This window comes from Bradyrhizobium iriomotense, from assembly GCF_018130765.1.
Lineage (GTDB): Bacteria > Pseudomonadota > Alphaproteobacteria > Rhizobiales > Xanthobacteraceae > Bradyrhizobium > Bradyrhizobium iriomotense_A.
Genome location: NZ_JAFCJZ010000004.1, coordinates 115,738 through 140,923 on the forward strand (window position 1 = coordinate 115,738; position 25,186 = coordinate 140,923).

Here is a 25,186-nt window from a genome sequence, read left to right on the forward strand (position 1 = left end):
TTGGCTACGCGATTCAAGATCGGCACACGCAAGAGCGCCATGGCGCTGGCCCAGACGGAAGAGATCGCGCGCCGCCTGACCGCCGCCGTGCCCGGTCTCGACGTCGAGATCGTCAAGTTCGACACCACGGGCGATCTCGACCAGACCAGCAAGCTGCTGCCGCATGGCGGCAAGGGCGGCGCCTTCGTGGCGCAGATCCGCGCCGCCGTGCTGTCGGGCGAATTGCAGGCGGCGATGCATTCGCTGAAGGACATGCCGGGCAACGAGGACACGCCCGGCCTCGTCATCGGCGCCACGCTGTCGCGCGATCCGCCGAGCGATGCCTTGGTGCTGCGCGACGGCGTGACGCTGGAGGCGCTGCGCCAGTCGCGCGGCAAGGGTTTTAAAATCGGCACCAACGCGGTGCGCCGGGCCGCCTATGCGCGGCGGTTGTTCCCGGATGTGGAAGTGATCCACTTCCGCGGCGCAGCCGACACCCGCGTGCGAAAACTCGACAATGGCGAGAAGCAGCGCCTGCCGGATGGCGGCGCGGTGGGGCCGGCGGATGCGTTGATCATGGCGCGCTCGGGCCTTGATCGTGTCGGCCTGGCGCACCGGATCGCCTACGAATTCACCGCGGCGGAGATGCTGCCGGCGGCGGGGCAGGGCATCGTCGCCGTCGAATGCGCCGCGCAGGACTGGCAAACGCGGCAAATCCTGTCATCGATCGACGATCCCTCGGCGCACGCCTCAGCCGATGCCGAGCGCGAAGTGCTGTGGGTGCTCAACGGCCACTGCAATTCGCCGGTGGCGGGTTTTTCGACCATCGCCGGCGATCAGATGTCGCTCACCGCATCCGTGCTCGACCTCTCCGGCAACACCATCATCGAAGCCTCGCGCACGGGCCCGGCCAACCGCCCGCGCGAGCTCGGCCGTGCGGTGGGTCTCGATCTGCTGGCGAAGGGAGCGGCGGAGATCATCGAGCGCAGCCGGCCGCGCTAAAGCATGATCCGGAAAAGTGCGAAGCGGTTTTCCGGAATGATCATGCGCAAACAACAACCTAAAGCGCATCTCATCGCGCTTTAGAGTCTCACCAAATTTCCCATGGGGGCGATGATGGCATTATGCCCCTGTTTTGCCCGACGGGTCAAACCTCGGCGCGATCTGGTGCGATGACGGCCCATCCGATTTCAGCGCGCGCTAAGTGATTGATCGGCCGTGATCTCTCTACTGTGCATGGGGTTGTTTTCGCACTTTTTTGTTTCCGTCCTCTGAGGAACGGAAAAATCAGCCCCGCACCCGCTTGATCATCTGCTCGACATGGGCGATCGGCGTCTCCGGCTGGATGCCGTGGCCGAGATTGAAGATCAGCCGCCCCTCAGCGAAATTGGCCAGCACGTTGTCGACCGCGCGGTCGAGCGCGGCGCCACCGGTGATCAGCACCAGCGGATCGAGATTGCCCTGCACGGCGACGCGCGACTGCACGCGCTCGCGGATGAAGGCCGGCTCAGCGGTCCAGTCGATGCTGACGGCGTTGACGCCGGTCGCCTCGACATAGCCAGGCAGTTGCGCGGCAGCGCCGCGTGGAAAGCCGATGATCTTCGCATCCGGCACTTTTGCGCGCACGCCGTCGACGATGCGGCGGGTCGGCTCGGTTGACCAGCGCGCAAACTCGGTCGGCGGCAGCACGCCGGCCCAGGTGTCGAAGATCTGCAAGGCATCGGCGCCGGCGGCGAGCTGCGCCAGCAGATATTCGATCGAGCTGTCGACCAGCACGTCGATGATTTTGGAAAACGCCTCGGGATGCCGATAGGCCATCATCCGTGCGGGCGCCTGGTCGGGCGTACCGTGGCCTGCGACCATGTAGGTCGCCACCGTCCACGGCGCGCCGCAGAAGCCGATCAGCGCGGTTCGGGAATCGAGCGCGCTGCGCACGATCTTCAGGGCGTCGAACACCGGTTGGAGCTTGCCGAAATCGGCGTGCGGCGCCAGCGTTGCGACCTTGGCGGGATCGTCGAGCGGTTCGAGCCGCGGGCCTTCGCCGACCTCGAAGCGCACTGAGCGGCCGAGCGCGTAGGGGATCACGAGGATGTCGGAGAAGATGATCGCCGCGTCGAAGCCGAACCGGCGGATCGGTTGCAGCGTCACCTCGGCGGCGAGCTCCGGGTCGAAGCAGAGATCGAGGAAGCCGCCGGCCTTGGCGCGCACCTCGCGATATTCCGGCAGGTAGCGGCCGGCCTGGCGCATCATCCACATGGGCGGGATGGGCTGGCGCTGGCCGGAGAGCACGTCGATGAAAGGCTTTTTTGCAGGCTGGGGCACGAATGGTCCTGAACGAGGTTATGGCTCCTGATACACCGCCCCGGCGCTCAGCGGAACAGGGGAACCTGCGCAATCGGGTCGCGTTGACCAGCCAAAGGAGGAGATCATGGCTGAGAGATTCAATCCCGCCCCGCATGACAAGCACGCCGACGATCTGCGCGAGGCGCTTGCCGCCGATCGTCACGCCAGGCTCGATACGGGTCTGGAAGACAGCTTCCCGGCGTCCGATCCCGTCAGCGCCGCCCAGCCGACACCGTCGAAGGCCGATGCGGAAGCAGATGCCCCCTCGCTCTGGGACAAGGTTAAGGCGATCTTCAGCTAGCGGCGAGGGGCGCCGGATTCCGACAGGCCTGCTAATGTCTTGTTAGCGATGCGCCGATCCGGGCGTCCGTAAGACTACTGGAAAGCGGGGAGATAGCCGCGTATTCCGGTAGTGATTTCAGAGTTCACTAAGAGAAGCGGCAGAGTTTCCGAAACGATCGGAGAATTCTGCCGCATGAGCGCTGCTACTCAGAGAGCCGGATGGAGCCGCCTGCCGCTGCGTGCGGCGGCGTTCGTCGTGCTGACCTGCGCGACCATCCTCGGCGTCAGCGCCTGGCGTGAATGGGCCGCGCGCGATGCGGTGCTCAGGGGCGCCGAGACCGAGATGGCGAACGTTGCGCGCTCGGTGACGCAGCATGCCGAGGATAGCCTCGATCTGCTCGATTCAGGCGTCGTCGGCGTCGTCAGCCGGCTGGAGATGGACGGCACCGAACCCGCTACGATCGCCAAGCTCAAGAACCTCCTGGAGGTACGCAAGAAGGCGATGGAGCGCGTGCACAGCTTCGCCATCATCGACGACCTGGGCAACTGCCTGACTTCGCCCGGCACGATCGGCTCGACGCTCAGCGACGACGCGTTCTTCCGCCAGCACCAGCTCTCGCCGAAGCGCGAGCCCCATTTCGGGCGCCCCGTGAAGAGTCTGATCGACGGCGAATGGGTCGTCACCCTGTCGCGCCGCTTCAACAAGCTGGACGGCAGCTTCGGCGGCGTGGTGCTCGCGACCATCAGCTCCCGATATCTCGCGCACTTCTACGAGCAGTTCGAGATCGGCCGCAACAGCTCCGTAGCGCTGACGCATGGCGACGGCCTGATCGTCGCGCGGAATCCGAGCAATGAAAAATTCGTCGGCCGCAACGTCGCCGACAAGCCGCTGTTTCGCGACCCGAGCCTGCAACGGCCGGCCGGAGCCTACCATTTCAAGTCGCCGCTCGATGGCGTCGAACGGCTCAGCTTCTTCAAGCGCTCTGGCCGCTATCCGCTCTTTCTGCTCGCCACCGTCGACAAGGACGAACTGCTGGCCCCGTGGCGCGCCGCTGCGATCTCCCGCATGCTCTACGTGCTTGCGCTGGTCATGCTGATCGCGATCATCGGCGCGGTGCTGGTGCGGCAGTTGCAGCGCGGGCAGCGCATGGCGGCCGCCCTGGTCGAGAAGGAAGCGCATTTCCGCCTGCTCGCCGAAGGCTCCAGCGACATGGTGACCCGGATCGGGCTCGACGAGCGGCTGCGCTATGTCTCGCCGTCGTCGGTCCGCGTCGTCGGCTGGCGGGCCAATCAATTGATGGGAACGCCCGCGCTGGCCGGCATTCATGCCGACGACCTGCCGCAGGTCCAGGCCCTCGTCGATGCCATGAAGCGCGGCGAGAAGGAGGAGGCGCGCGTCACCTACCGCAACTCGCATCGGCAGAAAGGCGAGGTCTGGCTCGAATCGACGATGCGGGTGACGCGCAAGGACAACGGCCGTGTCGACGGCGTGGTCGCGATCTCGCGCGACATCACCGAGCACAAGCAGCTCGAAACCCGGCTCGAGACGCTTGCGATCGAGGACAGCCTCACCGGGCTTGCCAACCGCCGCCATTTCGACGAGCGGCTGGAGGAGGAATGGGCGCGGGCCTATCGCGACCGTTCCAGCCTCGCTTTGCTGATGATCGACGTCGACCATTTCAAGGCCTACAACGACGAATACGGCCATCCCGCGGGCGACGCCTGCCTGCGTGTGATCGCGGGGATTCTCGCGGCCGAGATGCAGCGCGCCGGCGATCTGGCGGTGCGCTACGGCGGCGAGGAGTTCGCGATGCTGCTGCCGAATACCGATGCCGCCGGCTGCGCCCGGATCGGCAAGCGGATCCGCGAGGCCATTCACCGGGCGAACCTCGTCCACGCCTCGAGCCCGATTTCGAGACGCGTGAGTGCTTCGCTCGGCGGCGCGGCCTGCCGGCCGGCGTTCGAGCGAACCGCAGGAGTCGCTTCGCTGGTGGAGGCCGCCGATCGCGCGCTCTACGCCGCCAAGGATGCTGGCCGCGACCGCCTGATGATGTCCGGCGAGGTCATGACCCTGCTGCCCAGGGCGTCTGGACAGTAAGAGCCGGCCGGTCGCCAATATCGCTCAATAATGCGGCGGGCGCTCGTTGGAGGGTCCCGGCGCACGGGACTCGGCCTCCTGCAGTCGCTCGCCGAGTTCTGCGATCTTCCGCGTCAGCACGTCGATCTGCTTCCACTGCGCGGTGATGGTCTGGTTCAGCGTCTCGATCGTGTCGTCCTGATAGGCGATGCGCATCTCCAGCGTGTCGATGCGCTCGTTCAGCGTCTTGATCTCATTCGTCACGTGCCGCGTCCTTGTCCCGTTCGCGCAAACCGTGGCCCAGCGCAACGCGCTCGTCGAACACAAAGCATTCGCCTCGCCAGCGGCTCTGCGCCTCCGGCACCACTTCCAGATATTTCAGGATGCCGCCCTTGAGGTGATAGACCTCGGCAAAGCCGCGCGCGAGCAGGTGCGCGCTCGCCTTCTCGCAGCGGATGCCGCCGGTGCAGAACATCGCAATCCGGCGGTGTTTTGCCGGATCGAGCTTCTGGGCAGCAAACTCCTTGAACTGGCCAAAGCTCTTGATCTCGGGATCGACCGCGCCTTCGAACGTGCCCATCGCGACCTCGAAGGCATTGCGGGTGTCGAGCACCAGCGTGTCGGGGGCTGCGATCAGCGCGTTCCATTCGCGCGCATCGACATAGGTGCCGACCTGGCGCGTCGGATCGGCGGCCGCATCGCCCAGCGTGACGATCTCCTTCTTCAGCCGCACCTTGAGCCGGCCGAACGGCATCGCCTCCGCCGTCGAGAATTTTAGTTCGAGATTGTCGAGCCGGCCACCGAACGGGGCGCCGTGTGCGAGCTCGTGGGCGAACGTGTCGATCGCCTCGGCCGTGCCCGCGATGGTGCCGTTGATGCCCTCCTCGGCCAGCAGCACGCTGCCCTTCAGGGAAAGGCCAGCGCAGAGCGCGCGCAGCGGCTCGCGCAGCTCGCGGTAATCGGGCAGGGCGGCGAATTGGTAGAAGGCGCAGACCTTGTAAACCATGGCGCCCGTTTAGCAGGCGCCAGCCGCCCAGAAAACCCGCATGGCCGAAGGTTAACTCCCGTCTATACGCCCAGCGGATGGCAGCCATTTCCCTGGCATGCCAGCATTGCCCGGGCGGGCCGGAATGTGTCATGAAGGCCCGGTTTTTCCAAGGTGGTGCGACACGCGCCGAGACTTCGCCTAGCGCCAAGAGAGCAAGAATTCGATGAGAAACTTCCATTTCCCCGGCAGGTCCACGGTCCACGCCACCAACGCGATGGTTGCGACCTCGCATCCGCAGGCCTCGCTGGCCGCGATCGAGGTGCTGCGCGAGGGCGGCACGGCGGTGGACGCGGCGGTCGCGGGCTCGGCCCTGCTCGGCGTGATCGAACCGCAATCGACCGGTATCGGCGGCGACTGCTTCGCGCTGATCCAGCCGCGCGGCGAAGGCAAGATCATCGCCTATAACGGCTCCGGCCGCGCGCCGAAGGCGGCCAATGCCGACTGGTATCTCGAGCGCAAGATCAATTCCGTGCCGCTGACCTCGGCGCATGCGGTCTCGATCCCCGGCGTGATCGACGCCTTCGCGACCGTGCTGCGCGATCACGGCAAGTTCGGCTTCGACCGCCTGCTCCAGCCTGCGATCAAGGCGGCCGAGGAAGGCTATGTCGTCGCCCCGCGCATCGCCTTCGACTGGAAGAACCAGTTCGAGAAGCTGAAGAACGGCACCAACACCGTGCGCTACCTGCTGCCGGGCGGCAAGCCGCCGGTGGCCGGCGACGTCATCCGCCAGGCCGAACTCGGCAAGACGCTGCGCGCGATCGCCAAGGACGGCCGCGACGCCTTCTACAAGGGCGAGATCGCGGAGGACATGGTCGAGACCCTGCGCGGCATCGGCGGCCTGCACACGCTCGACGATTTCGCCGCGCACACGACCGAAACGACGACGCCGATCGGCACCATGTACAAGGGCTACGACGTCTGGCAGTGCCCGCCGAACGGCCCGGGCGTGACCGCGCTGTTGATGCTCAACATCCTGTCGCGCTTCGACCTGACCAAGTACGCGCCCGTGAGCGTCGAGCGCTTCCATCTCGAGGCGGAAGCCGCGCGCATCGCCTACATGAATCGCGAGATGCATGTCGCCTCTCCCGACCACATGAAGATCAACGTCGCCGAGATGCTCGAGAAGGGCTTTGCCGACGAGTACATCAGCAAGATCCGCATGGACGGCATGCTCGACCTGCCGAACGTCGCGCCGCCGATGAATCCCTCGACCATCTACATCACGGTGGTGGACAAGGACCGCAACGTCTGCTCGTTCATCAACTCGGTCGCGCATTCCTTCGGCTCGGCGATCGTCTCAAACAAGACCGGCGTCCTGTTCCAGAACCGCGCCGGCGGCTTCCGCATCCAGCCTGGCCATCCCAATTGCATCGAAGGCGGCAAGCGCCCGCTGCACACGATCATGCCGGGCCTGCTCACCAAGGGTGGCCGTTCCACGATGTCGTTCGCGGTGATGGGCGGCCAGTACCAGCCGACCGGCCAGACTCGTCTCCTCACCAACATCCTCGATTACGGCTGCGACGTGCAGGAGGCGATCGATATGCCGCGCGGCCTGCACTACGAAGGCCAGTACCAGCTCGAGGACAGCGTTCCTGCCGACATCGTCGAGGGCCTGAAGAAGCTCGGCCACAAGACCACCAGCGTGGTCGGCCCGCTCGGCGGCGCCCAGGCGATCTGGATCGACTGGGACAAGGGTACGCTCACCGGCGGTTCCGATCCGCGCAAGGACGGCTGCGCGCTGGGCTACTGAGCCGCTGGGGCTGGAAACGTCACCCTCATTGCGCTAGACACCTCCCGCCTCAAACGGAAGGTGTCTAATGCAGCGTTTCCAGCGCGCACTCCTCGCCATCATGTCGGCACTCGCGATCACCGTGATCGGCAGTGTGTCGACATTCGTCTCCACCACGGCCTCGGCCCAGACCGCAGGAAAACCCATGACCACAGCTTCAGGCTTGCAGACCATCGATAGCGTCGTCGGCACCGGCGCCTCGCCGAAACCCGGCCAGATCTGCGTGATGCACTACACCGGCTGGCTCTACGAGAACGGCCAGAAGGGCAAGAAGTTCGACTCCTCCGTCGATCGCAACGAGCCGTTCGAATTCCCGATCGGCAAGGGCCGCGTCATCGCCGGCTGGGACGAGGGTGTCGCCTCGATGAAGGTCGGCGGCAAGCGCACGCTGATCATTCCGCCGCAGCTCGGTTACGGCGCGCGCGGCGCCGGCGGTGTGATCCCGCCGAACGCGACATTGATGTTCGACGTGGAATTGCTCGCGGTGAAATAACGCACAAACAAAAGGACCGGCCGAAAGGCCGGTCTTTCGCTTTTGGTATGGCTTGCGGATGCGGCTTTGGGTTACTTTGCCCCGCACGGAACCAACAGGAAGCACGTCCCATGACCGGCCATGACCATTCGCATTCCCACCATGACCACGATCATCACGACGATCGCTGGAAACATGACGGCGTGCGCGTCATTCCCGGCAATCAGCTCGATACCAACGTACCGTCGACGAAGGGCATGGACCGCGCGGCCGCAATCAATTTCGCACGCGTCGGCGCGCAGAAATTGTGGGCGGGCACCGTCAGCATCAAGCCCGACGCGAAGACCGGCGCGCATCACCATGGTCATCTCGAGAGCGTCATCTACGTGGTGAAGGGCAAGGCGCGGATGCGCTGGGGCGAGAGCCTGCAGTTCACCGCCGAGGCCGGCCCCGGCGATTTCATTTTCGTTCCGCCCTACGTGCCGCACCAGGAGATCAACGCCAGCCCGGACGAGGTGCTGGAATGCGTGCTGGTGCGCAGCGACGGCGAGGCGGTTGCGATCAATCTCGACATCGAGCCGGTCGAGAAGCCCGAGACCGTGCTGTGGATCGACCCCGTGCACCGGGACCCGAACGAGAAGAAGTAAGGCCTGGCCGAAAGCCTGCAGCCCCTGTGCGACAGAACCACGCGGGCGGAGCCTGAAAAAATATCCGGAAGCGATGTCGGGCGGCCGTCTGGCCGTCCGTCCTCGGGCAGAACCCGCCCAAGGAGCTTCCGATGCCCAAGATGATTTTCGTCAATTTGCCGGTGACCGACCTCAAGCGCGCGACCGCTTTCTATGAGGCGGTCGGCGCGGTCAGGAACCCGCAATTTTCCGACGACACGGCGTCCTGCATGGTCTTCTCCGAGACCATTTTCGCCATGCTCCTGACCCACGACAAGTTCCGCCAGTTCACGCCGAAGCCGATCTCGGATGCCAGGAGCTCGAACCAGGTGCTGTTCTGCCTCTCCGCGGACAGCCGCAACGAGGTCGACGAGATCGTTGATAAGGCGGAGGCGGCGGGCGGGGTGGCCGATCCCGGCCCCAAGGACGAATACAGCTTCATGTACGGCCGCAGCTTCGAGGATCCGGACGGCCATATGTGGGGCGTGAACTGGATGGACCTCGCAGCCTTCGCCGCGCAGTCCGACATGGCGGACGCCTGATCGAAACCCAAGCCAGCTGAAGAAGGAGCATTCACGATGTCGAAGCTCGTGCCCTGCATGTGGTTCAACGGCGATGCCGAGGAAGCTGCGAAATTCTACACCTCGCTGGTGCCGAATTCCGAGATCTCGCACGTTCAGCGCAATGTTTCGGACGGCCCGTCCGGCAAGACGGGCTCCGTGCTCGTCGTCGAGTTCACGGTGGCCGGGCAGCCCCTTGTCGCGCTCAACGGTGGCATGAAGATGGAGTACACCCACGCGATCTCGTTGATGATCCATTGCGACGACCAGGCCCAGGTCGACAGCGTCTGGAACGCTTTCCTGGCCCATGGCGGCAAGGAGGAGCAGTGCGGCTGGCTCAGAGATCGCTGGGGCGTGGCGTGGCAGGTAGTGCCGAAGGTCATGTTCGAGTTTCTCACCAGTCCCGACAAGGCCGCGGCCGCGCGTGCGATGCAGGCCATGATGAAGATGGTGAAGCTGGATGTGGAGGTGTTGCGACGCGCGTTCGAGGGCAAGTCGGCGGCGTGATGTCGGCACAGGTGCCGCAGGGTGGGCAAAGGCGCAAAGCGCCGTGCCCACCATCTTGCCTCAACCGAGAGAGTTGGTGGGCACGCTGTCGCTTTGCCCACCCTACGAGACCATGCCCGCCGGCTAATAATTGATCCTCAACCCCACGCCGCCGTGGATGGTGTTGCCGACCGGCTGCGGGCCCAGCGTGCCGTTGGCGAACAGGTCCACGATCCAGCCCTTTTGCACGCGGAAGCCGAGGCGGCCGCCATATTCGAACCAGCCCTGGTTGCCTATGGTCGGGACCACCGTGCCGTTGCCGGTGACCGTGGCGACGATGCCGCTATGGCCGGCGAAGGACTGCACCCAGCCGCCGTTGACGTTGGCCTCGATGTTGCTGCCGTAGAGATGCGTCCACTGGCCGCCGATCTTGACGAGGCTGGTGCGGTCGGTGCCGGTCGCGATGCTAGCGTCGAACGGATTGAACGCCACCGCACTGTCGCTATAGCCGGAGACGCGTTGCCAGAGCTGCCAGATTTCGATCGAGGCTGCGACCTCGTCGCGCGGTGACACCCGGCTCATCCAGCCGGCACGGCCATAGACCGCGTAGTTCGATGCATTGGTCGAGCTCGTGACGCTCACCGGGCCGAGGCTGGTGTTGTAGCTGCGGGTATAGCGCGCCTTCTCCCACGGCGTCAGGATGGTGCCGACGTCGAAGAACGGGCGCGAGGAGCCCCAATCGGTGAAGTCATAGCGCAGCGCGAAAGCGCCGATCGGCGCGCTGGTGATCTTGTAGCCGCCCTCGTTGTACTGGGTGTAGGCGATGCCGGCGAGCAGCGACAAATTGTTGGTCAGCTCCTTGCGGCCGTGGATGCCTGCCGAGAACGAGCCGGCCGAGCCGAACGCGCTGATGCAGTCGCTGCAATTGACCTGCTCGTTGACGCCGAGCAGCACTGTGCCGAGCACCCGGTTGGTGATCATCTGGTTGAAGCGTTGATTGGCGAGACCGCCGATCGAATTGCCGCTGGAATCCGCGCCGGTTGGTGTCGGGCTCGGCGATGGAGACGGGATCGGCGAGGGTGACGGGGACGGCGACGGGCTGGAGGCCGGTGTGGGCGTCGGCGAGCAATTTGTCTCGCAATTGGTCAGGGTTATGATTGCGGCCGAGGCCGGCTGCACACCCCATGTCAGCGTCGCGGTGGCCATGGCCATCAGCGCGGCGGCAAGAAGCAGGTCGCGGATGCGGAACGTTGCCATCGTCACCGCCCGCACAGCATGCCATCGTCATGGACGGCGGGCGTGATGGTCGGCGAAGCGTCGGCATATTGGTTGACCGCGCACAGCCCCGCGCTCGCCGCGCAGTTGGCGGCGAAGGTCCAGGGCGGCGTGTTGGTCTTGGTGATGGAGACCTTGCCGCCGGTCGAGGTGATGATTGCGGTGTCGCCGGGCTGGGTGAGCTGCACGCATTGGAAGCTCAGCGTGCAGACGCTCGCGGCGCCGTCCTGAAGCACGACCACGGAGCGGCCGCGCTGGGAGAGGATGTCGAGCGTGGTGCCGCGCACGCCGATGGTCGCGAGGGGCGTCGTGATCTTGTAGGCGGTCTTCTCGGAATGTCCAGTGACGAAGCGGAAGGCGCCCGTCGTCATGCGGATCGCGACGTCGCGATAGCTGTGCTCGTCGTTGAAGACGGTGCGGTCGAGCTTCAGCGTGGCGCTGGGACCGAGCGACAGATTGGTGCTGTCGGCCATCACGAAGCGTGCGGCGCTGTCGGCGCCGGTGCGCACGGTCTCGTCGCGCAGCATGCTGTCGCCGACGCTGATCGGCGTCGTGGTCGCGGCCACCCGCACCACCTCGTTCTGGATCACGACGGCTTCACCGACGCGCGTCTGCGCCTGCGCGCAAGGCGCCGCGCACAGAGCGGCCGATAGCAGCGTGAGGAAAGGCCAAAAACGCAAATTCATTTCGCAACCGATCGATGTGTCCCTGATCGTACCGGATCGCGCGCGCTTCTGATGTGGCGAAATTATCACAAGCGGCGCGGGACGTGCGTCATGCTTAGTGACAGTTGCGGCGGAATGCGTTCAATGGCGAGAACCAAACTATTTTTCTCCGCGGTGAAGCCAATTTGCCACGCAAAACAGCCCCACAAGAGACGCTCGAATTGCCCGTGGTTCCGAAGGTGTCGCGGAGCGCAGTGATTGCTGTCGCGATTTTCCTGATTGCGCATCTGGCCCTGCTGATCGGACTCACCACGCCGGAAAAGTTCGTCTTCGACGAGGTGCATTACGTGCCGGCGGCGCGTCAGATGCTGGCGCCTGCGATATCACAGCCGATGCTCAATCCGATGCACCCACCGCTGGCCAAGGAGCTGATCGCGACATCGGTAGCGACCTTCGGCGACAACGCGCTGGGCTGGCGCTATCCCGGGACGTTGTTCGGCGCGCTCGCCGTCGTCGCGATCTATCTGTGCGGCCTCGCGCTGTTCGCCGCGCAGGGGCCGGCGATCGCCGCCGCGCTGATCGCGGCCTTCAACCAGATGCTCTACGTGCAGGCGCGCATCGCGATGCTCGACATCTTTGCGCTCGGCTTCGGTCTGCTCGCGACCGCCGCCTTCATGCATGGCTTTCGCAAAGAGCGGCCGCATGCGCTGTTCGCATTCGCGGGCGGCCTGTTCGGCCTTGCCGCAGCCTGCAAATGGAGCGGCCTGTTTCCACTCGGCGTCTGCATCGCCATCGTCGCGGTGATCCGCCTGATGCAGAGCTGGCGCACGCTGTTCGCCGATGCGAAGCCGGACGATTGGTATCGGCCCGACCTCTGGCCGGACTTCAGCGCGCTCCATGTCGCGCTTTGCTTCGCCGTGCTTCCGGCGATGACCTATCTCGCCACGTTCGTCCCGCTCTATGGATTGTCGCTGCCCGATCTGGTCGAGGCGCAACGCCGGATCTTTGCCGACAACACCACGACAGCGATCGCCGGGCACACCTATATGAGCTCCTGGCCGTCCTGGCCGTTGCTCGCGCGTCCGGTGTGGTTCCTGTTCGACAAGACGGCGGAGAACAACATCTCCGCGATCGTCTTCCTCGGCAATCCGCTGGTGGCGTGGCCGGCGCTGGCCGCGCTCGCCGTCGTGCTGCGCGATTTCATCGTCATGCGCCGGTGGGATGCGTTCCTGATCGCGGCGTTCTACTTCGGGCCCTGGCTTGCCTGGGCGTTGCTGCCGCGCACGCTGGGGTTCATCTACTACTACCTGCCGGCCGCGACCGCGGCTTCCCTTGCACTGGTCTACGTCTTGCGTCGGGACGGTATGCCGCGCTGGCTGCTATGGGCCTATGTCGGCGTTGCCGCGATCGGCTTTGCGGTCATGCTGCCGGTCTCGGCGGCCTTCATTGGCACGTCGATGCAGACTTTCAATCGGCTGATGCTGTTCCAGAGCTGGATCTAGAGCGTTCGCAGGCAAAACTGAAGCCCCGTTCCGATCGTTGGAGAGGACCTCTCAGCGTCGCGGGGACTCCAGTGCCCGCTTGCGTGCATAGGATCGGTAGAATTGTCTTGCCTGAATCAATCATCGCGTGTGGACTGGCTGTGAGGCAGAACGTGGGCACGGAGGATCGCATCTCCCGACTGGACCATTCCAACGCCGACTGGCTGCGGGCCGTCGTCGACACCGCGGTCGACGGCGTGATCCTGATCGACGCCCAGGGCGGCATCCTGATGTTCAACCCGGCCTGCGAGAAGCTGTTCGGCTATTCCGCCAGCGAGGTCGTCGGACAGAACGTCAAGACCCTGATGCCGAAATCCTACCGCGAAGCCCATGACGGTTATCTCCAGAACTACCACATCAGCGGCGATCGCAAGATCATCGGGATCGGCCGCGAGGTGGTGGGCCAGCGCAAGGATGGTTCGACCTTCCTGATGCATCTGTCGGTCGGCGAGAGCAAGCAGGTCGCGGGGGACTCGATCTTCGTCGGTATCGTCCACGATCTCACCGAGCGCGAGCGGGTCGAACGCGAGCTGCGCGAGAGCGCGGCGCGGTTGCGCGCGGTCGTCGACACCGCCGTCGATGGCGTGATCCTGATCGATTCCGACGGCATGATTCTGAAGTTCAATCCGGCCTGCGAGCGACTGTTCAAGTACGAGGCCGACGAGGTGCTCGGACGGAATGTCCGGATGCTGATGCCGGAGCCGTACCGGTCCGGGCACGACGGCTACATCCGCAATTTCATCACCACCGGCGACAAGAAGATCATCGGCATCGGTCGTGAGGTGCTGGGCCAGCGCAAGGACGGAACGACCTTCCCGATGGATCTTTCGGTCGGCGAGGCCAAGCAGGACGGCTCGTCCATCTTCGTCGGCATGATCCACGATCTGTCCGACCGCAAGCGCACCGAGGCCCAGCTGATCCAGGCGCAGAAGATGGAAGCGGTCGGCCAGCTCTCCGGCGGCATTGCCCACGATTTCAACAACCTCCTCACGGTGATCGTCGGCAACGCGGAGCACCTGGCCGAGCAGCTGGTGTCGCGCGGGGACTTGAAGCGGCTCGCCGACGACATCTGCAGCGCCGGCGAGCGCGGTGCGGAGCTGACGCAGCGCCTGCTCGCCTTCAGCCGCAAGCAGCTGTTGCGGCCGGTGGAGACCGAGTGCGATAAGCTCGTCGGCACCATGCAAAAGCTGCTGCGGCGGACGCTGCGGGAGGACATCGAGATCTCCACGCATTGCGATCCCGCGCTCCGGCACGCTTTCGCAGACCCCGCGCAGCTCGAATCGGCGATCCTCAACCTCGCGCTCAATGCCCAGGACGCGATGGCGTCAGGCGGACGCCTGACCATTTCGGCGGCGAACGCCTCGCTCGATGCAGGCGATCACAACGTCCATCCCGACGTCGGGCCGGGCGAGTATGTCGTGATCGCGGTGACCGACACCGGCTCCGGCATGCCGAAGCGGGTGCTGGAGCGCGCGTTCGAGCCCTTCTTCACCACCAAGGAGGTCGGCAAGGGCAGTGGGCTCGGGCTCAGCATGGTCTACGGCTTTGCCAAGCAATCCAACGGCCATGTCACGATCTACAGCGAGCCGGGCCTCGGCACGACCGTGCGGATCTATCTCCCGGCCGTGCTGGCGAAGACGCAAGACGTGCCGCTGGCGGTCGAGAAAGAGGTGGCGCAGAGCGGCTCCGAGATCGTGCTGGTCGTCGAGGACGACCCGTTCGTCCGGTCCTACGCGGTCATGAGCCTGGAAAGCCTGGGCTACAAGGTGATCTCCGCCGTCGACGGCAAGCAGGCCTTGCAGACGCTTGCAGCCGCGCCGCATATCGACCTGCTGTTCACCGACGTCGTGATGCCCGGCGGCGTGAATGGCTGGGAGCTCGCGGGTCTCGCGCGCAAGGAGTGGCCCGAGCTGCGCGTGCTGTTGACGTCGGGTTATGCGCTGGAAACGCTGGCGGCGAACGGCCACGTCCGGCAGGGCGCGCTGATCCTGGAAAAGCCTTACCGCAAGGCGGAGCTGGCGCGGCTGGTGCGGGAGGCCCTCACCGCAGCCGTGCCGGTCTGAGCTTTGATCCGCCTGCCGCACCGGCGGCAGGCGGTGTGTCTAGATCATTGTTGGAGCATGATCCTTTCGGAAAACCGCTGCGCACTTTGCGCTAACGCGGCCCTCCGGGTCCTGATCATGCTCTGGATCATTTCGACGCGGTCTTGGTGTCCATGTTCACGACCTGGACGCGGCGGTTGATCGGGTCGGCGCCGTTGGCGGTATCCTTCAGCTTGGTCTTGCCGTAGCCGACGGTGACGAGATCGGTGCCGTTGAGGCCGTAGTTCTGCACCAGATACTTCTTGATGGTGTCGGCGCGCCGCTCGGAGAGGCCCTGGTTGTACTCTTCGCCGCCGATCGCATCGGTGTGGCCGGCGACCACGAAGGTCGAGCCCTTCAGCGCCGGGTCGGACAGCGCCTTGCCGAGCGCCTGCACCGACGGCACCGAGGTCTTGGCGATGTCGGCCGAGTTGTAGTCGAACTGGATCTCCAGATCGATCTTCGGCTTGGTCGCAGCCAACTCGGCGATCTGCTCGCGCTCGCCGGTCGAGAGCGACCGGGTCGAGCGGTTGCGCACCGTGTTCAGGAACGTCGCTTCCTTGGCTTGCGCGGTCGGATCGGCCTGCGGTCCGACGGACAGGCCGCGGGTCACCGGCTTCGGCTTCAGCGCGTCCACGATCTGGCTGGCGGAGAAATTGTTGTCGCCGGCCAGCGCAAAGCTCGCCGTCATCGACAGCGCTGCGGTAAGAGTGATCGCCTTCAGTCCAAAAAACCTATCAAAACGGGTCATTGTCGTATTCCTCGCTGTAACGCCTGATGGCGATTGGATGCTGCGAGCATAGGGGAGGTTCAAAAGCCCAAGTGTGATCCTGGTCACGGTAGAAATGTGGGCTTCCGAGGGCCTCCTGGCGCAATTTGCGAGTTTCTGCCGCATGTCGGCCCAGCGGTGCGGTCCGAGCCGGGGACGGGCGCGAGCGGGGGAAGAGGAGTGGTCGCATATTTCCCGGCGCGGGTTCGAGCTGCGGTTGTCCTGGCGTGACCCAGATCACCATGGATAGCCGCCGCGGCCCGCAAGGCCGGTTCACATGACGAAACCTGTGCTCATCGATCGTCGCAAAGCCGTCGCGCGATGGCCTGTCTGCGAACAATTTTTCGGCCAGATGCATGCCTAGCAGAATCCCTCGCCACCAACCGCAGACGAGGGGAGCCGAGTTCCGTCCAGTGCCGAGGCCGAGTGATTATCAATTCTATCGCAGCGGCCCGCCGGATCGGACTGTGTCCCTGAGCTCCATGCCCATCTATATCGGCGCGGCGATGATCGCGCTGGCGATCCTGCTGTCGACGCTGATCACGAGCCTGACCTCGCGCTATGTCGGCCTCGAAGCCCCGACCGACGAGAACATGTGGCTGGTCGACCGTCTTACCGGCAGCGTCTATCGCTGCCAGGCCGAGGGGCGCGGCAGGGCGTCGTGCGAGCCGGACGTCGCCACAGGCAGTCTCGGTGGCCGGTCCGGGGCGCCGAAGGACAGTCGCTGACCCCTCTGCCTTCGCACTGCAGCAAGGAAATTGTCTTCTCTGCGAAACGTCCGCGCGAGAGAATACGTAATTGCGAAGGCCGGCATGACGCCGGTTTCGTTTTACGGAGGAGACTTTTCGATGAAGATCTTGCTCACGGCCGCAGCCTTTGTCGCGTTCACTCTTTCGCTGTCCCCGGCATCCGCCGCCATGATGGCGTGCACCAAGGACAACATGATGAAGTCCGCCGCCATGATGGGCGGCACGCCCGACACGCCGGCCAAGATGGCGGCCAACAAGGAAATGGCCATGGCCAACACCGACATGAGCAACGGCAAGATGAAGAGCGCCTGCATGCACTACATGAAGTCGCAGAAGGCGATGTCGATGAAGTAGGCGCGCCGCGCGCCGTCCGGCCGCGCTGTCAGCAGATGGCAGCGCGGCTTTTTCTTTGACTGCGCTTTGCCCCGTTGTTTTTCTTGGCGCGAATCCCGCTACATTGCGTCCTGCAATGTCACGCGCGCCCAAACCGCTTCCCCTCACCACCACACAGGCCCGGCAGATCTGGCTGCACGCCCAGCGGCTGGATGAACGCACGCCGTTCGGCGAGGGAGCACAGGCCGTCGCCGACGCGGTCGCTCATCTCGGCTATGTCCAGATCGACACCATCAACGTCATCGAGCGCTGCCACCACCACATCCTGTTCAGCCGCATCCCGTCCTATCGCCGCGCCGATCTGCGCCAGGCCCAGAGCGTCGACAGAAGCGTGTTCGAATACTGGACCCATGCGCTCTCTTACGTGCCGGCCGGCGACTTCCGCTTCTTCCTTCCTGCGATGCGCGAGCACCGCCGCGAGGGGCACAAATGGTACGCCTCGGTCAAGCCGGCCGACACGCGCAAGGTGATGCGGCTGCTGCGCGCCGGCCCGCTGACGATCCGCGACATCGAGGACGACGTGCTCACCGAGAAGGAGCACCTTTGGCAGAGCCGCAAACCCTCGAAGCGGGCCTTGCAGCTCGCCTTCTACACCGGCGTTGCGACCGTCAGCGAGCGCCAGGGCATGCTCAAGACCTACGAGCTGATGACGCGCCATTTCGGCTGGGACAAGCTGCCGAAACCGGCATCGAACAAAGACATCACGGCCTATCTGCTCGATCGCGCGCTGCGCTCGCAAGGCGTGGTCAGCCTCGATTCGATTTGTCATCTCGACGCGCCGCGCAAGAAGGCGGTGGCGGGCATGATCGCCTCGCGCGTCCGCCGCGGCGAGCTCGTCCCGGTCGCGATCGACGGCGCCGGCAAGCAGGAGCATTGGGCGCCGCCCGCGGTGCTGGAGGCTGGCGCCGAGAGGCCGCCGCCCGATCTCGTGCACATCCTCTCGCCCTTCGACCCCCTGATCATCCAGCGCAAGCGCACCAACCTCATCTTCGGCTACAACCATCTGTTCGAAGCCTATGTGCCGAAGGCCAAGCGCAAGCTCGGCTATTTCGCGCTGCCGGTGCTGGTCGGCGACGAGATCGTCGCCGCACTCGACCTCAAGGCCGACCGGCAGGCGAAGAAGCTCCTGATGCAGAAATGGACCTGGGTCGGGCAGGGCAGGAAGACGGCGGGGCGCAAGGAGCTCAAGCGCGTGATCGAGGAGGAGCTCGGGCGGTTTGAGCGGTTTCAATTGGCGGAGTGAGACCAGGCATCGGTCTCGTAGGGTGGTCAAAGGCGCGTTAGCGCCGTGCCCACCATCTGCTTGTGGTGGGCACGCTTCGCTTTGCCCACCCTACGAGACCGCGTGTCGTGGCGAGCTGATCGATCCAAACGCCGAACGCAATCCCGATCGCATAAGCCACCAAATTCCACAGCGAGAAGATCCGCCCGAGCAGCAGCGCGCCGGCCGTCGTCAGCCGGAACGCATCGAGCCACGGTGTATGAATCAGCCGTGAGAACTCGACGACGACCGCAATCGCCATCGCGATGGCTGCGAACTGCGTCCGCGTCAGTCCCGGCAGCAAAACCCCGACCAGCAGGAACACCATCGTCGCCCATAGCAGCGAGCCGCCGTACTTCACCACGAAAGCGGGGAGCCCGAGCGGAAAGCCGTACCAGCGCAGGGACAGGCCGCAGGCGATCACGAGCAGCGCGAGCGCGGCGCGGGTCAGCGATGTCCGCAGCGGCGCAGCAGGTTTATCCGGCTGCGTCCCGTGCATTGCTTGTTCCATTGACTCTTCGCCCGCGATGCTCAAAACCCCGGATCAGCCCATAAAAGCAACAACCCCGGGGGGAAAGCCATGAGCCAGACCACGACCTATGCCGGTTCCGCCGGCGCCGCCAAGAGCGAAATCGAGACCTCGACGATCCGCGCCATCTCCTGGCGCCTGATCCCGTTCCTGGTGCTGGCCTACTTCTTCTCCTATCTCGACCGCGTCAATCTCGGCTTCGCCGCGCTGACCATGAATGCCGAGTTGAAGTTCACCCCGCTGATCTTCTCCTGGGGCGCCGGTATCTTCTTCATCGGCTATTTCATCTTCGAGGTGCCGAGCAATCTGGCGCTGGAGAAGTTCGGCGCCAGCCGCTGGATCGCCCGCATCATGGTGACCTGGGGCATCATCTCGGCCTTGATGGCCATGGTCAGCGGCGTGACCAGCTTCTACGTCCTGCGCTTCCTGCTCGGCGTTGCGGAGGCCGGCTTCTTTCCCGGCATCATCCTCTATCTCACCTATTGGTATCCGGCCGAATATCGCGCCCGCTTCCTCGCCGCCTTCGCCATCGCGGTGCCGGTCTCGACCGTGATCGGCGCGCCGATCTCCGGCCTGCTGCTCGGGCTCGACGGCGTGATGGGGCTGAAGGGCTGGCAGTGGCTGTTCATCATCGAGGGCATTCCGTCCGTGCTGCTCGGCATCGTCACCTGGTTTTATCTCACCGACAAGCCGGAGAAGGCGGACTGGCTCTCGGCCGAGCAGAAGGCCTGGCTCAAGGCAAAGCTCGATTCCGAAATCGCGGCCAAGCAGGCGGTGAAGCATTTCTCGCTCGGCGAGGCGCTGTCCTCGCCCAAGGTGATCGCGCTCAGCCTGATCTATTTCGGCTTCGTCGGCGCGCTCTACGGCATGCAGTTCTGGCTGCCGCAGATCGTCAAGGCGTTCGGCCTCACCAACGCGCAGACCGGCTTCGTCACCGCGATCCCGTATCTGTTCGGCACCATCGCCATGATCCTGTGGGCGCGGCACTCGGATGCGACGCGCGAGCGCGTGATGCATGTCGGTGCGCCGCTGCTGCTCACGGCGGTCGCGCTCGGCGCCTCCTCCTATCTCACCGATCCCACGGCGACGATGGTGGCGCTGACGGTCGCCGCAATCGGCGTGTTCTGCTGCTTCGGCGTGTTCTGGACCCTGCCGACCGCCTGGCTCTCCGGCACGGCTGCAGCCGGCGCCATCGCGCTGATCAACTCGATCGGCAATCTCGCCGGCTTCGGCGGTCCGTATTTGATCGGCTGGGTCAAGGAAGCGACGGGGCAGACCTCGACCGGTCTGCTCGTCCTTGCGGTGCTGCCGCTGCTCGCCGGCATTCTGGTGTTTGTGGGTGGCCACGACACCAAGCACGAGTTCGCCGAACAGGGGCGGTAAAGCCGAGTGAACGGTCCCGTATGGTGGGCAAAGCGCAGCGTGCCCACCAGACCGTTATTGTGATCCTCAAATGAGAGAGGGTGGGCACGGCGCTACGCGCCTTTGCCCACCCTACGGCATCTCGCTTGAGGCCGGATTGCGCTGCGCTCCATCCGGGTTGCGGGCCTCAGCCCGCCCTACAATCATACCGCCATGTAATCATCCTCCAATCCTTACCACCCCTTAACGATCACGCTTTCCTGATGACTGACGATTATTGACTTTTATCAGTGATTAGTCGACATTCCTCTCATTGCAGCCGCAGGAGTGTCCTCCGATGTTTGTTCGGTCCGTTTTGTCCAGCTATTCCAAGCTCTTGGCGGGTGTGTCGCTGGCCCTGATGGCCGCCGCGCTGGCCGGGTGCAATGACACCGTCGCCGAGAAAGCCGAGCCGCCGCGGCCGGTTCTGGTGGCGACCGCGCATTATGATGCCGAAACCCCGGAGCGCAGCTTCGTTGGTACCGTCCGGCCCCGCATCGAGAGCGATCTCGGCTTCCGCGTCGCCGGCAAGGTCGCCAAGCGCTTGGTGGAAGTCGGCCAGACCGTCGAAATCGGCCAGCCGCTGGCCACCCTCGACGAGGTCGATTTGAAGCTCCAGGCCGAGCAGGCGCTGGCCGAGCAGACCGCCGCCACTGGCGTGCTGGCCCAGGCCGCCGCCGCCGAGCAGCGCGCCAAGGATTTGAAGGCCAAGGGCTGGACCACCGACGCGCAGATGGACTCGAGCCGCGCTTCCGCCGACGAGGCCCGTGCCCGCCTGAACCGCGCCGAGCGCGCGCTCGAGCTGAGCAAGAATTCCCTTTCCTACGCGACGCTTGTTGCCGACGCCCGTGGCGTCGTCACCGCAACGCTGATCGAGCCCGGCCAGGTGGTCGCCGCGGGCCAGGCTTCGATCCGTGTCGCCCGCTTTGCCGAGAAGGAAGCGGTCGTCGCGATCCCTGAGACGCTGGTTGGACGCGCCAAGTCGGGCGTCGCCAGCGTCACTCTTTGGTCGGAGCCGGACAAGAAGTACGCAGCGAAGCTGCGCGAGATCGCGCCGGCGGCGGATCCCGCCACCCGCACCTATCTCGCAAAGTTCTCGCTGCCCGAGGCCGACGACAAGGTCGCGCTCGGCATGACCGCGACGCTGACGCTGTCGGACGCCGCCGCCGAGCGTGTCGCGCGGCTGCCGCTGTCGGCGCTGTTCAACGAAGGCGGCAAGCCGTCCTTCTACGTCGTCGATGACAACGGTGCGGTCACGCTCAAGCCGGTGACGGTGAAGTCCTACGAGAGCAACGACGTCGTCATCACCAGCGGTGTCGAAGAGGGCGCCAAGATCGTTGCCCTCGGCGTGCAGAAGCTTGATCCGGGCCAGCGGGTGCGGGTCGTGTCGTCATTGTCTTTTTAGTTCCTTGTCATTCCGGGGCGGTGCGGAGCACCGAACCCGGAATCTCGTCATTCCGGGTCTGGTCCTTCGGACCATCCCGGAATGACAAGAGAAGTCGAGTTACGTCGTGTGAGGTGAGTTTCGGCCTTTGTCCCTAAGCAAAGGCTGAAGCGGCGAAGCGATCCAGAATCTGCCCAGCCCCCTGGATTGCTTCGCTGCCTCGCGACGACGGTTTGAACAAAGCGGCTGTCGTTTTTAACTGGATCGACCTTCGGAGAGTGCGATGAAGCGCTTCAATCTTTCGGCCTGGGCCGTCAGCCATCCGACGCTGGTTCTCTTCCTGATGATCATCCTCGGCGTCGCCGGCTTCTTCTCCTATGAGAAGCTCGGCCGCGCCGAGGACCCGTTCTTCACGGTGAAGGTGGTCAACGTCTCCGTGCTCTGGCCGGGTGCGACCGCGCAGGAGATGCAGGCGCAGGTCGCCGATCCCATCGAGAAGAAGATCCAGGAGCTGCCCTATTTCGAGAAGGTGCAGACCTATTCCAAGCCCGGCTTCACCGCGCTCCAGGTGACCTTCCGCGACTCCACGCCGCCGAAGGATGTGCCCTATCTCTTCTATCTGCTGCGCAAGAAGTTGGTCGACGTACAGGGCCAGCTGCCTTCAGGCATTCTCGGGCCCGTCGTCAACGACGAGTTCTCCGACGTCGATTCCATCCTCTACATGATGACCGGCGACGGCGCCGACTATGCCCAGCTCAAGAAGGTCTCCGAAGGATTTCGCCAGCGCCTGCTGAAGGTGCCCGGCGTCACCAAGGTCGACGTCTACGGCAATCAGGACGAACGCATCTTCGTCGAGTTCAGCCACGCCAAGCTCGCCACCCTCGGCATCACGCCGCAGGCGCTGTTCGATTCGCTCGCCAAGCAGAACAATGTGACCCCGGCCGGCACGGTCGAGACCTCCTCGCAGCGCGTGCCGCTGCGCGTCACCGGCGCGCTCGACGGCGCCAAGGCCGTCGCCGAGACGCCGGTCGAGAGCAACGGCCGCGTCTTCCGCCTCGGCGATATCGCCACCGTCACCCACGGCTATGTCGATCCGCCGAGCTTCGTCGTCCGCCAGGAAGGCAAGGCCGCCATCGGCATCGGCGTCGTCACCGCCAAGGGCGCCAACATCCTCGAGCTCGGCAAGGAGGTCGAGAAGGCGACTAGCGAGTTCATGAAGGCCGTGCCGCAGGGCATCGACGTCAAGCTGATCGCCGACCAGCCCAAGGTGGTCGAGCACGCCGTCGGCGAGTTCGTGCACTCCTTCATGGAAGCGCTCGTCATCGTGCTGTTCGTCTCGTTCCTGGCGCTCGGCTGGCGCACCGGCATCGTGGTCGCGCTGTCGGTGCCGCTGGTGCTCGGCATCGTCTTCATCGTCATGAACACGATGTCGCTCGACCTGCACCGCATCACGCTCGGCGCGCTGATCATCGCGCTCGGCCTGCTCGTCGACGACGCCATCATCGCGGTCGAGATGATGGTGGTGAAGATGGAGCAGGGCTGGGACCGCATGCGCGCGGCGTCCTTTGCCTGGGAATCAACTGCGTTTCCGATGCTCACGGGAACGCTGGTCACGGCCGCTGGCTTCCTCCCCATCGGCTTTGCCAATTCGGCGGTCGGCGAATATGCCGGCAGCATCTTCTGGATCGTGGCGATCGCGCTGGTCGCCTCCTGGTTCGTGGCGGTGATCTTCACGCCCTATATCGGCGTCAAACTGCTGCCCGACATGAAGGCGCACCACAACCACGATCCGCACGCGGTCTACGAGACCCGCATGTACCGGGGCCTGCGCGCCATCGTGCAATGGTGCGTCAACCACCGCATCACCGTGGTGGCCGCGACCGTTGGCGTCTTCATTGCCTCGATCGTTGGCTTCGGCCATGTCCAGCAGCAGTTCTTCCCGCTGTCGGAGCGGCCCGAGCTGTTCCTGCAGCTGCGCCTGCCCGAGGGCACCGCCTTCAACGTCACCGAGAAGGCGGTGAAGAAGGCCGAGACGCTGCTCAAGGACGACAAGGACATCGAGACCTATACGTCCTATGTCGGCCAGGGCTCGCCGCGCTTCTGGCTCGGCCTCAACCCGCAGCTGCCGAACGAGGCCTTCGCCGAGATCGTCATTGTCGCCAAGGGCGTCGAGGCGCGCGAGCGCATCAAGGCCAAGATCGAGAACGCGGCTGGCGACGGCTTCCTGTCCGAGGCGCGAGTCCGTGTCGACCGCTTCAATTTCGGCCCGCCGGTCGGTTTCCCCGTGCAGTTCCGCGTGATCGGCCCCGATGCCAACAAGGTGCGCGAGATCGCCTACCAGGTCCGCGACGTCATGCGCCAGAACAAGAGCGTCAAGGACGTCCAGCTCGACTGGAACGAGCAGTCGCCCTACCTGAAGCTCGTCGTCGACCAGGATCGTGCCCGCGCCATGGGCCTGACCCCGCAGGAGGTCTCGCAGGCGCTCGCGATGCTGATCTCGGGCTCGCAGGTCACCACCGTGCGCGACGGCATCGAGAAGGTCGGCGTGGTCGCCCGCGCGATCCCGTCCGAGCGCCTCGACCTCGGCGGCGTCGGCGATCTCACCATCACCTCGCGCAATGGCGTTGCCGTGCCGCTGCAGCAGATCGCCAAGATCGAATATGCCCATGAGGAGCCGATCATGTGGCGGCGTAACCGCGACATGGCGATCACCGTGCGCTCCGACGTCGTCGACGGCGTGCAGGCCCCTGATGTCACCAACCAGATCACGCCGAAGCTGAAGGCGATCAAGGATCACCTCGAGCCGGCCTACCGCATCGAGCCGGGCGGCGCGTTCGAAGAGTCCGCCAAGGGCAACGCCTCGATCTTCATCCTCTTCCCGGTGATGGTCATGGTGATGCTGACGCTGCTGATGATCCAGCTGCAGAGCTTCTCGCGCCTGATCCTGGTGTTCCTGACCGCGCCGCTCGGCATCGTCGGTGCCTCCCTCGGCCTCAACGTCGCCAATGCCCCGTTCGGCTTCGTGGCGCTGCTCGGCTTGATCGCGCTCGCCGGCATGATCATGCGCAACACGGTCATCCTGGTCGACCAGATCGAGACCGACGTCAGCCACGGCCTGACCCGCCGCGAGGCGATCGTGGAGGCCACCGTCCGCCGGGCCCGCCCGGTGGTGCTGACGGCGCTCGCCGCCATCCTGGCGATGATCCCGCTGTCGCGCTCGGCCTTCTGGGGCCCGATGGCGATCACGATCATGGGCGGCCTGTTTGTCGCGACATTCCTGACGCTCCTGTACCTGCCGGGCCTCTATGCCCTGTGGTTCCGCAAGAGCCTGGACGAGGCGGGTACCCCCGAGCAGCCTGCCGCGCCGCAGCATGGGAGCGATGACCAGCACGCAATTCCGCTTGCCGAAGCGGCTGAATAGATGAGAAGAGTGCAGA

23 protein-coding genes are annotated in these 25,186 nt (G+C 64.9%); 16 read left to right on the forward strand and 7 right to left on the reverse strand.

The genetic code is table 11. The features are described from left to right. Complete coding sequence (gene hemC / locus JQ635_RS09215) at positions 1–981, forward strand: hydroxymethylbilane synthase (protein WP_211409550.1); 981 nt, start codon at positions 1–3, stop codon at positions 979–981. Positions 982–1,266: 285 nt separating this feature from the next. Here hemC and hemE read toward each other — a convergent pair whose 3' ends face one another. Beyond that, positions 1,267–2,301 carry a uroporphyrinogen decarboxylase gene (hemE, locus tag JQ635_RS09220; RefSeq protein ID WP_211409551.1) on the reverse strand — a complete coding sequence of 345 codons (1,035 nt, stop codon included), beginning with the start codon at positions 2,299–2,301 and terminating at the stop codon, positions 1,267–1,269. 106 nt (positions 2,302–2,407) lie between these two features. Here hemE and JQ635_RS09225 point away from each other — a divergent pair, with 106 nt between their 5' ends. Beyond that, positions 2,408–2,623 carry a hypothetical protein gene (locus JQ635_RS09225; RefSeq protein WP_211409552.1) on the forward strand — a complete coding sequence of 72 codons (216 nt, stop codon included), beginning with the start codon at positions 2,408–2,410 and terminating at the stop codon, positions 2,621–2,623. Positions 2,624–2,797: 174 nt separating this feature from the next. Continuing rightward, complete coding sequence (locus tag JQ635_RS09230) at positions 2,798–4,702, forward strand: sensor domain-containing diguanylate cyclase (RefSeq protein WP_211409553.1); 1,905 nt, start codon at positions 2,798–2,800, stop codon at positions 4,700–4,702. A 24-nt stretch (positions 4,703–4,726) separates the two neighbouring features. On the opposite strand, the gene JQ635_RS09235 is transcribed toward JQ635_RS09230, so the two are convergent. Next, the gene (locus JQ635_RS09235; protein ID WP_211409554.1) at positions 4,727–4,945 is read right to left on the reverse strand and encodes a SlyX family protein; all 219 of its coding nucleotides are present in this window, start codon (positions 4,943–4,945) and stop codon (positions 4,727–4,729) included. Beyond that, positions 4,935–5,687 (reverse strand): rhodanese-related sulfurtransferase, encoded by a 753-nt coding sequence (locus JQ635_RS09240; RefSeq protein ID WP_211409555.1) that lies wholly within the window; start codon positions 5,685–5,687, stop codon positions 4,935–4,937. The genes JQ635_RS09235 and JQ635_RS09240 overlap by 11 nt, the downstream gene beginning before the upstream one ends. 205 nt (positions 5,688–5,892) lie before the next feature. Here JQ635_RS09240 and ggt point away from each other — a divergent pair, with 205 nt between their 5' ends. From ggt to JQ635_RS09265, 5 genes are all read left to right on the forward strand, one after another. Continuing rightward, a complete protein-coding gene (gene ggt / locus JQ635_RS09245; RefSeq protein WP_211409556.1) occupies positions 5,893–7,479 on the forward strand; it encodes a gamma-glutamyltransferase in 1,587 nt (528 codons plus the stop codon). A 67-nt stretch (positions 7,480–7,546) separates the two neighbouring features. Beyond that, the gene (locus tag JQ635_RS09250) at positions 7,547–8,011 is read left to right on the forward strand and encodes an FKBP-type peptidyl-prolyl cis-trans isomerase (protein WP_211409557.1); all 465 of its coding nucleotides are present in this window, start codon (positions 7,547–7,549) and stop codon (positions 8,009–8,011) included. A gap of 110 nt (positions 8,012–8,121) precedes the next feature. Next, positions 8,122–8,637: a cupin domain-containing protein gene (locus JQ635_RS09255; protein ID WP_211409558.1), complete on the forward strand. Its 516-nt coding sequence runs from the start codon at positions 8,122–8,124 to the stop codon at positions 8,635–8,637. A gap of 131 nt (positions 8,638–8,768) precedes the next feature. Continuing rightward, positions 8,769–9,197 carry a VOC family protein gene (locus tag JQ635_RS09260; protein WP_211409559.1) on the forward strand — a complete coding sequence of 143 codons (429 nt, stop codon included), beginning with the start codon at positions 8,769–8,771 and terminating at the stop codon, positions 9,195–9,197. 36 nt (positions 9,198–9,233) lie between these two features. Beyond that, on the forward strand, positions 9,234–9,722 hold the full coding sequence (locus JQ635_RS09265) for a VOC family protein (protein ID WP_211409560.1): 489 nt from the start codon (positions 9,234–9,236) through the stop codon (positions 9,720–9,722). Between the two features lie 123 nt (positions 9,723–9,845). Here the strand turns inward: JQ635_RS09265 and JQ635_RS09270 are convergent, their stop codons facing one another. Beyond that, positions 9,846–10,958: a hypothetical protein gene (locus JQ635_RS09270; protein WP_211409561.1), complete on the reverse strand. Its 1,113-nt coding sequence runs from the start codon at positions 10,956–10,958 to the stop codon at positions 9,846–9,848. Between the two features lie 2 nt (positions 10,959–10,960). Next, a complete protein-coding gene (locus JQ635_RS09275; protein WP_211409562.1) occupies positions 10,961–11,662 on the reverse strand; it encodes a FecR family protein in 702 nt (233 codons plus the stop codon). A gap of 200 nt (positions 11,663–11,862) precedes the next feature. Between JQ635_RS09275 and JQ635_RS09280 the strand changes: the two genes are divergently transcribed. Further along, positions 11,863–13,143 carry a phospholipid carrier-dependent glycosyltransferase gene (locus tag JQ635_RS09280; RefSeq protein WP_211409563.1) on the forward strand — a complete coding sequence of 427 codons (1,281 nt, stop codon included), beginning with the start codon at positions 11,863–11,865 and terminating at the stop codon, positions 13,141–13,143. A 152-nt stretch (positions 13,144–13,295) separates the two neighbouring features. Then, complete coding sequence (locus tag JQ635_RS09285; RefSeq protein WP_211409564.1) at positions 13,296–15,245, forward strand: hybrid sensor histidine kinase/response regulator; 1,950 nt, start codon at positions 13,296–13,298, stop codon at positions 15,243–15,245. Between the two features lie 127 nt (positions 15,246–15,372). Here JQ635_RS09285 and JQ635_RS09290 read toward each other — a convergent pair whose 3' ends face one another. Further along, positions 15,373–16,014 carry an OmpA family protein gene (locus tag JQ635_RS09290; protein ID WP_211409565.1) on the reverse strand — a complete coding sequence of 214 codons (642 nt, stop codon included), beginning with the start codon at positions 16,012–16,014 and terminating at the stop codon, positions 15,373–15,375. A 500-nt stretch (positions 16,015–16,514) separates the two neighbouring features. Between JQ635_RS09290 and JQ635_RS09295 the strand changes: the two genes are divergently transcribed. From JQ635_RS09295 to JQ635_RS09305, 3 genes are all read left to right on the forward strand, one after another. Beyond that, positions 16,515–16,760: a hypothetical protein gene (locus JQ635_RS09295; protein ID WP_211409856.1), complete on the forward strand. Its 246-nt coding sequence runs from the start codon at positions 16,515–16,517 to the stop codon at positions 16,758–16,760. Between the two features lie 120 nt (positions 16,761–16,880). Continuing rightward, complete coding sequence (locus JQ635_RS09300; RefSeq protein ID WP_211409566.1) at positions 16,881–17,135, forward strand: hypothetical protein; 255 nt, start codon at positions 16,881–16,883, stop codon at positions 17,133–17,135. A 115-nt stretch (positions 17,136–17,250) separates the two neighbouring features. Then, positions 17,251–18,417 carry a winged helix-turn-helix domain-containing protein gene (locus tag JQ635_RS09305; protein ID WP_211409567.1) on the forward strand — a complete coding sequence of 389 codons (1,167 nt, stop codon included), beginning with the start codon at positions 17,251–17,253 and terminating at the stop codon, positions 18,415–18,417. Between the two features lie 37 nt (positions 18,418–18,454). Here JQ635_RS09305 and JQ635_RS09310 read toward each other — a convergent pair whose 3' ends face one another. Further along, the gene (locus tag JQ635_RS09310; RefSeq protein ID WP_211409857.1) at positions 18,455–18,934 is read right to left on the reverse strand and encodes a DUF2809 domain-containing protein; all 480 of its coding nucleotides are present in this window, start codon (positions 18,932–18,934) and stop codon (positions 18,455–18,457) included. An 81-nt stretch (positions 18,935–19,015) separates the two neighbouring features. Between JQ635_RS09310 and JQ635_RS09315 the strand changes: the two genes are divergently transcribed. The 3 genes from JQ635_RS09315 to JQ635_RS09325 all read left to right on the forward strand — a co-directional run bounded on the left by JQ635_RS09315 (position 19,016) and on the right by JQ635_RS09325 (position 25,170). Next, complete coding sequence (locus JQ635_RS09315) at positions 19,016–20,347, forward strand: MFS transporter (protein ID WP_211409568.1); 1,332 nt, start codon at positions 19,016–19,018, stop codon at positions 20,345–20,347. A 316-nt stretch (positions 20,348–20,663) separates the two neighbouring features. Continuing rightward, positions 20,664–21,770: an efflux RND transporter periplasmic adaptor subunit gene (locus JQ635_RS09320; protein WP_211409569.1), complete on the forward strand. Its 1,107-nt coding sequence runs from the start codon at positions 20,664–20,666 to the stop codon at positions 21,768–21,770. Positions 21,771–22,032: 262 nt separating this feature from the next. Further along, a complete protein-coding gene (locus tag JQ635_RS09325; RefSeq protein WP_211409570.1) occupies positions 22,033–25,170 on the forward strand; it encodes an efflux RND transporter permease subunit in 3,138 nt (1,045 codons plus the stop codon). The last annotated feature ends 16 nt before the right edge of the window (positions 25,171–25,186 follow it).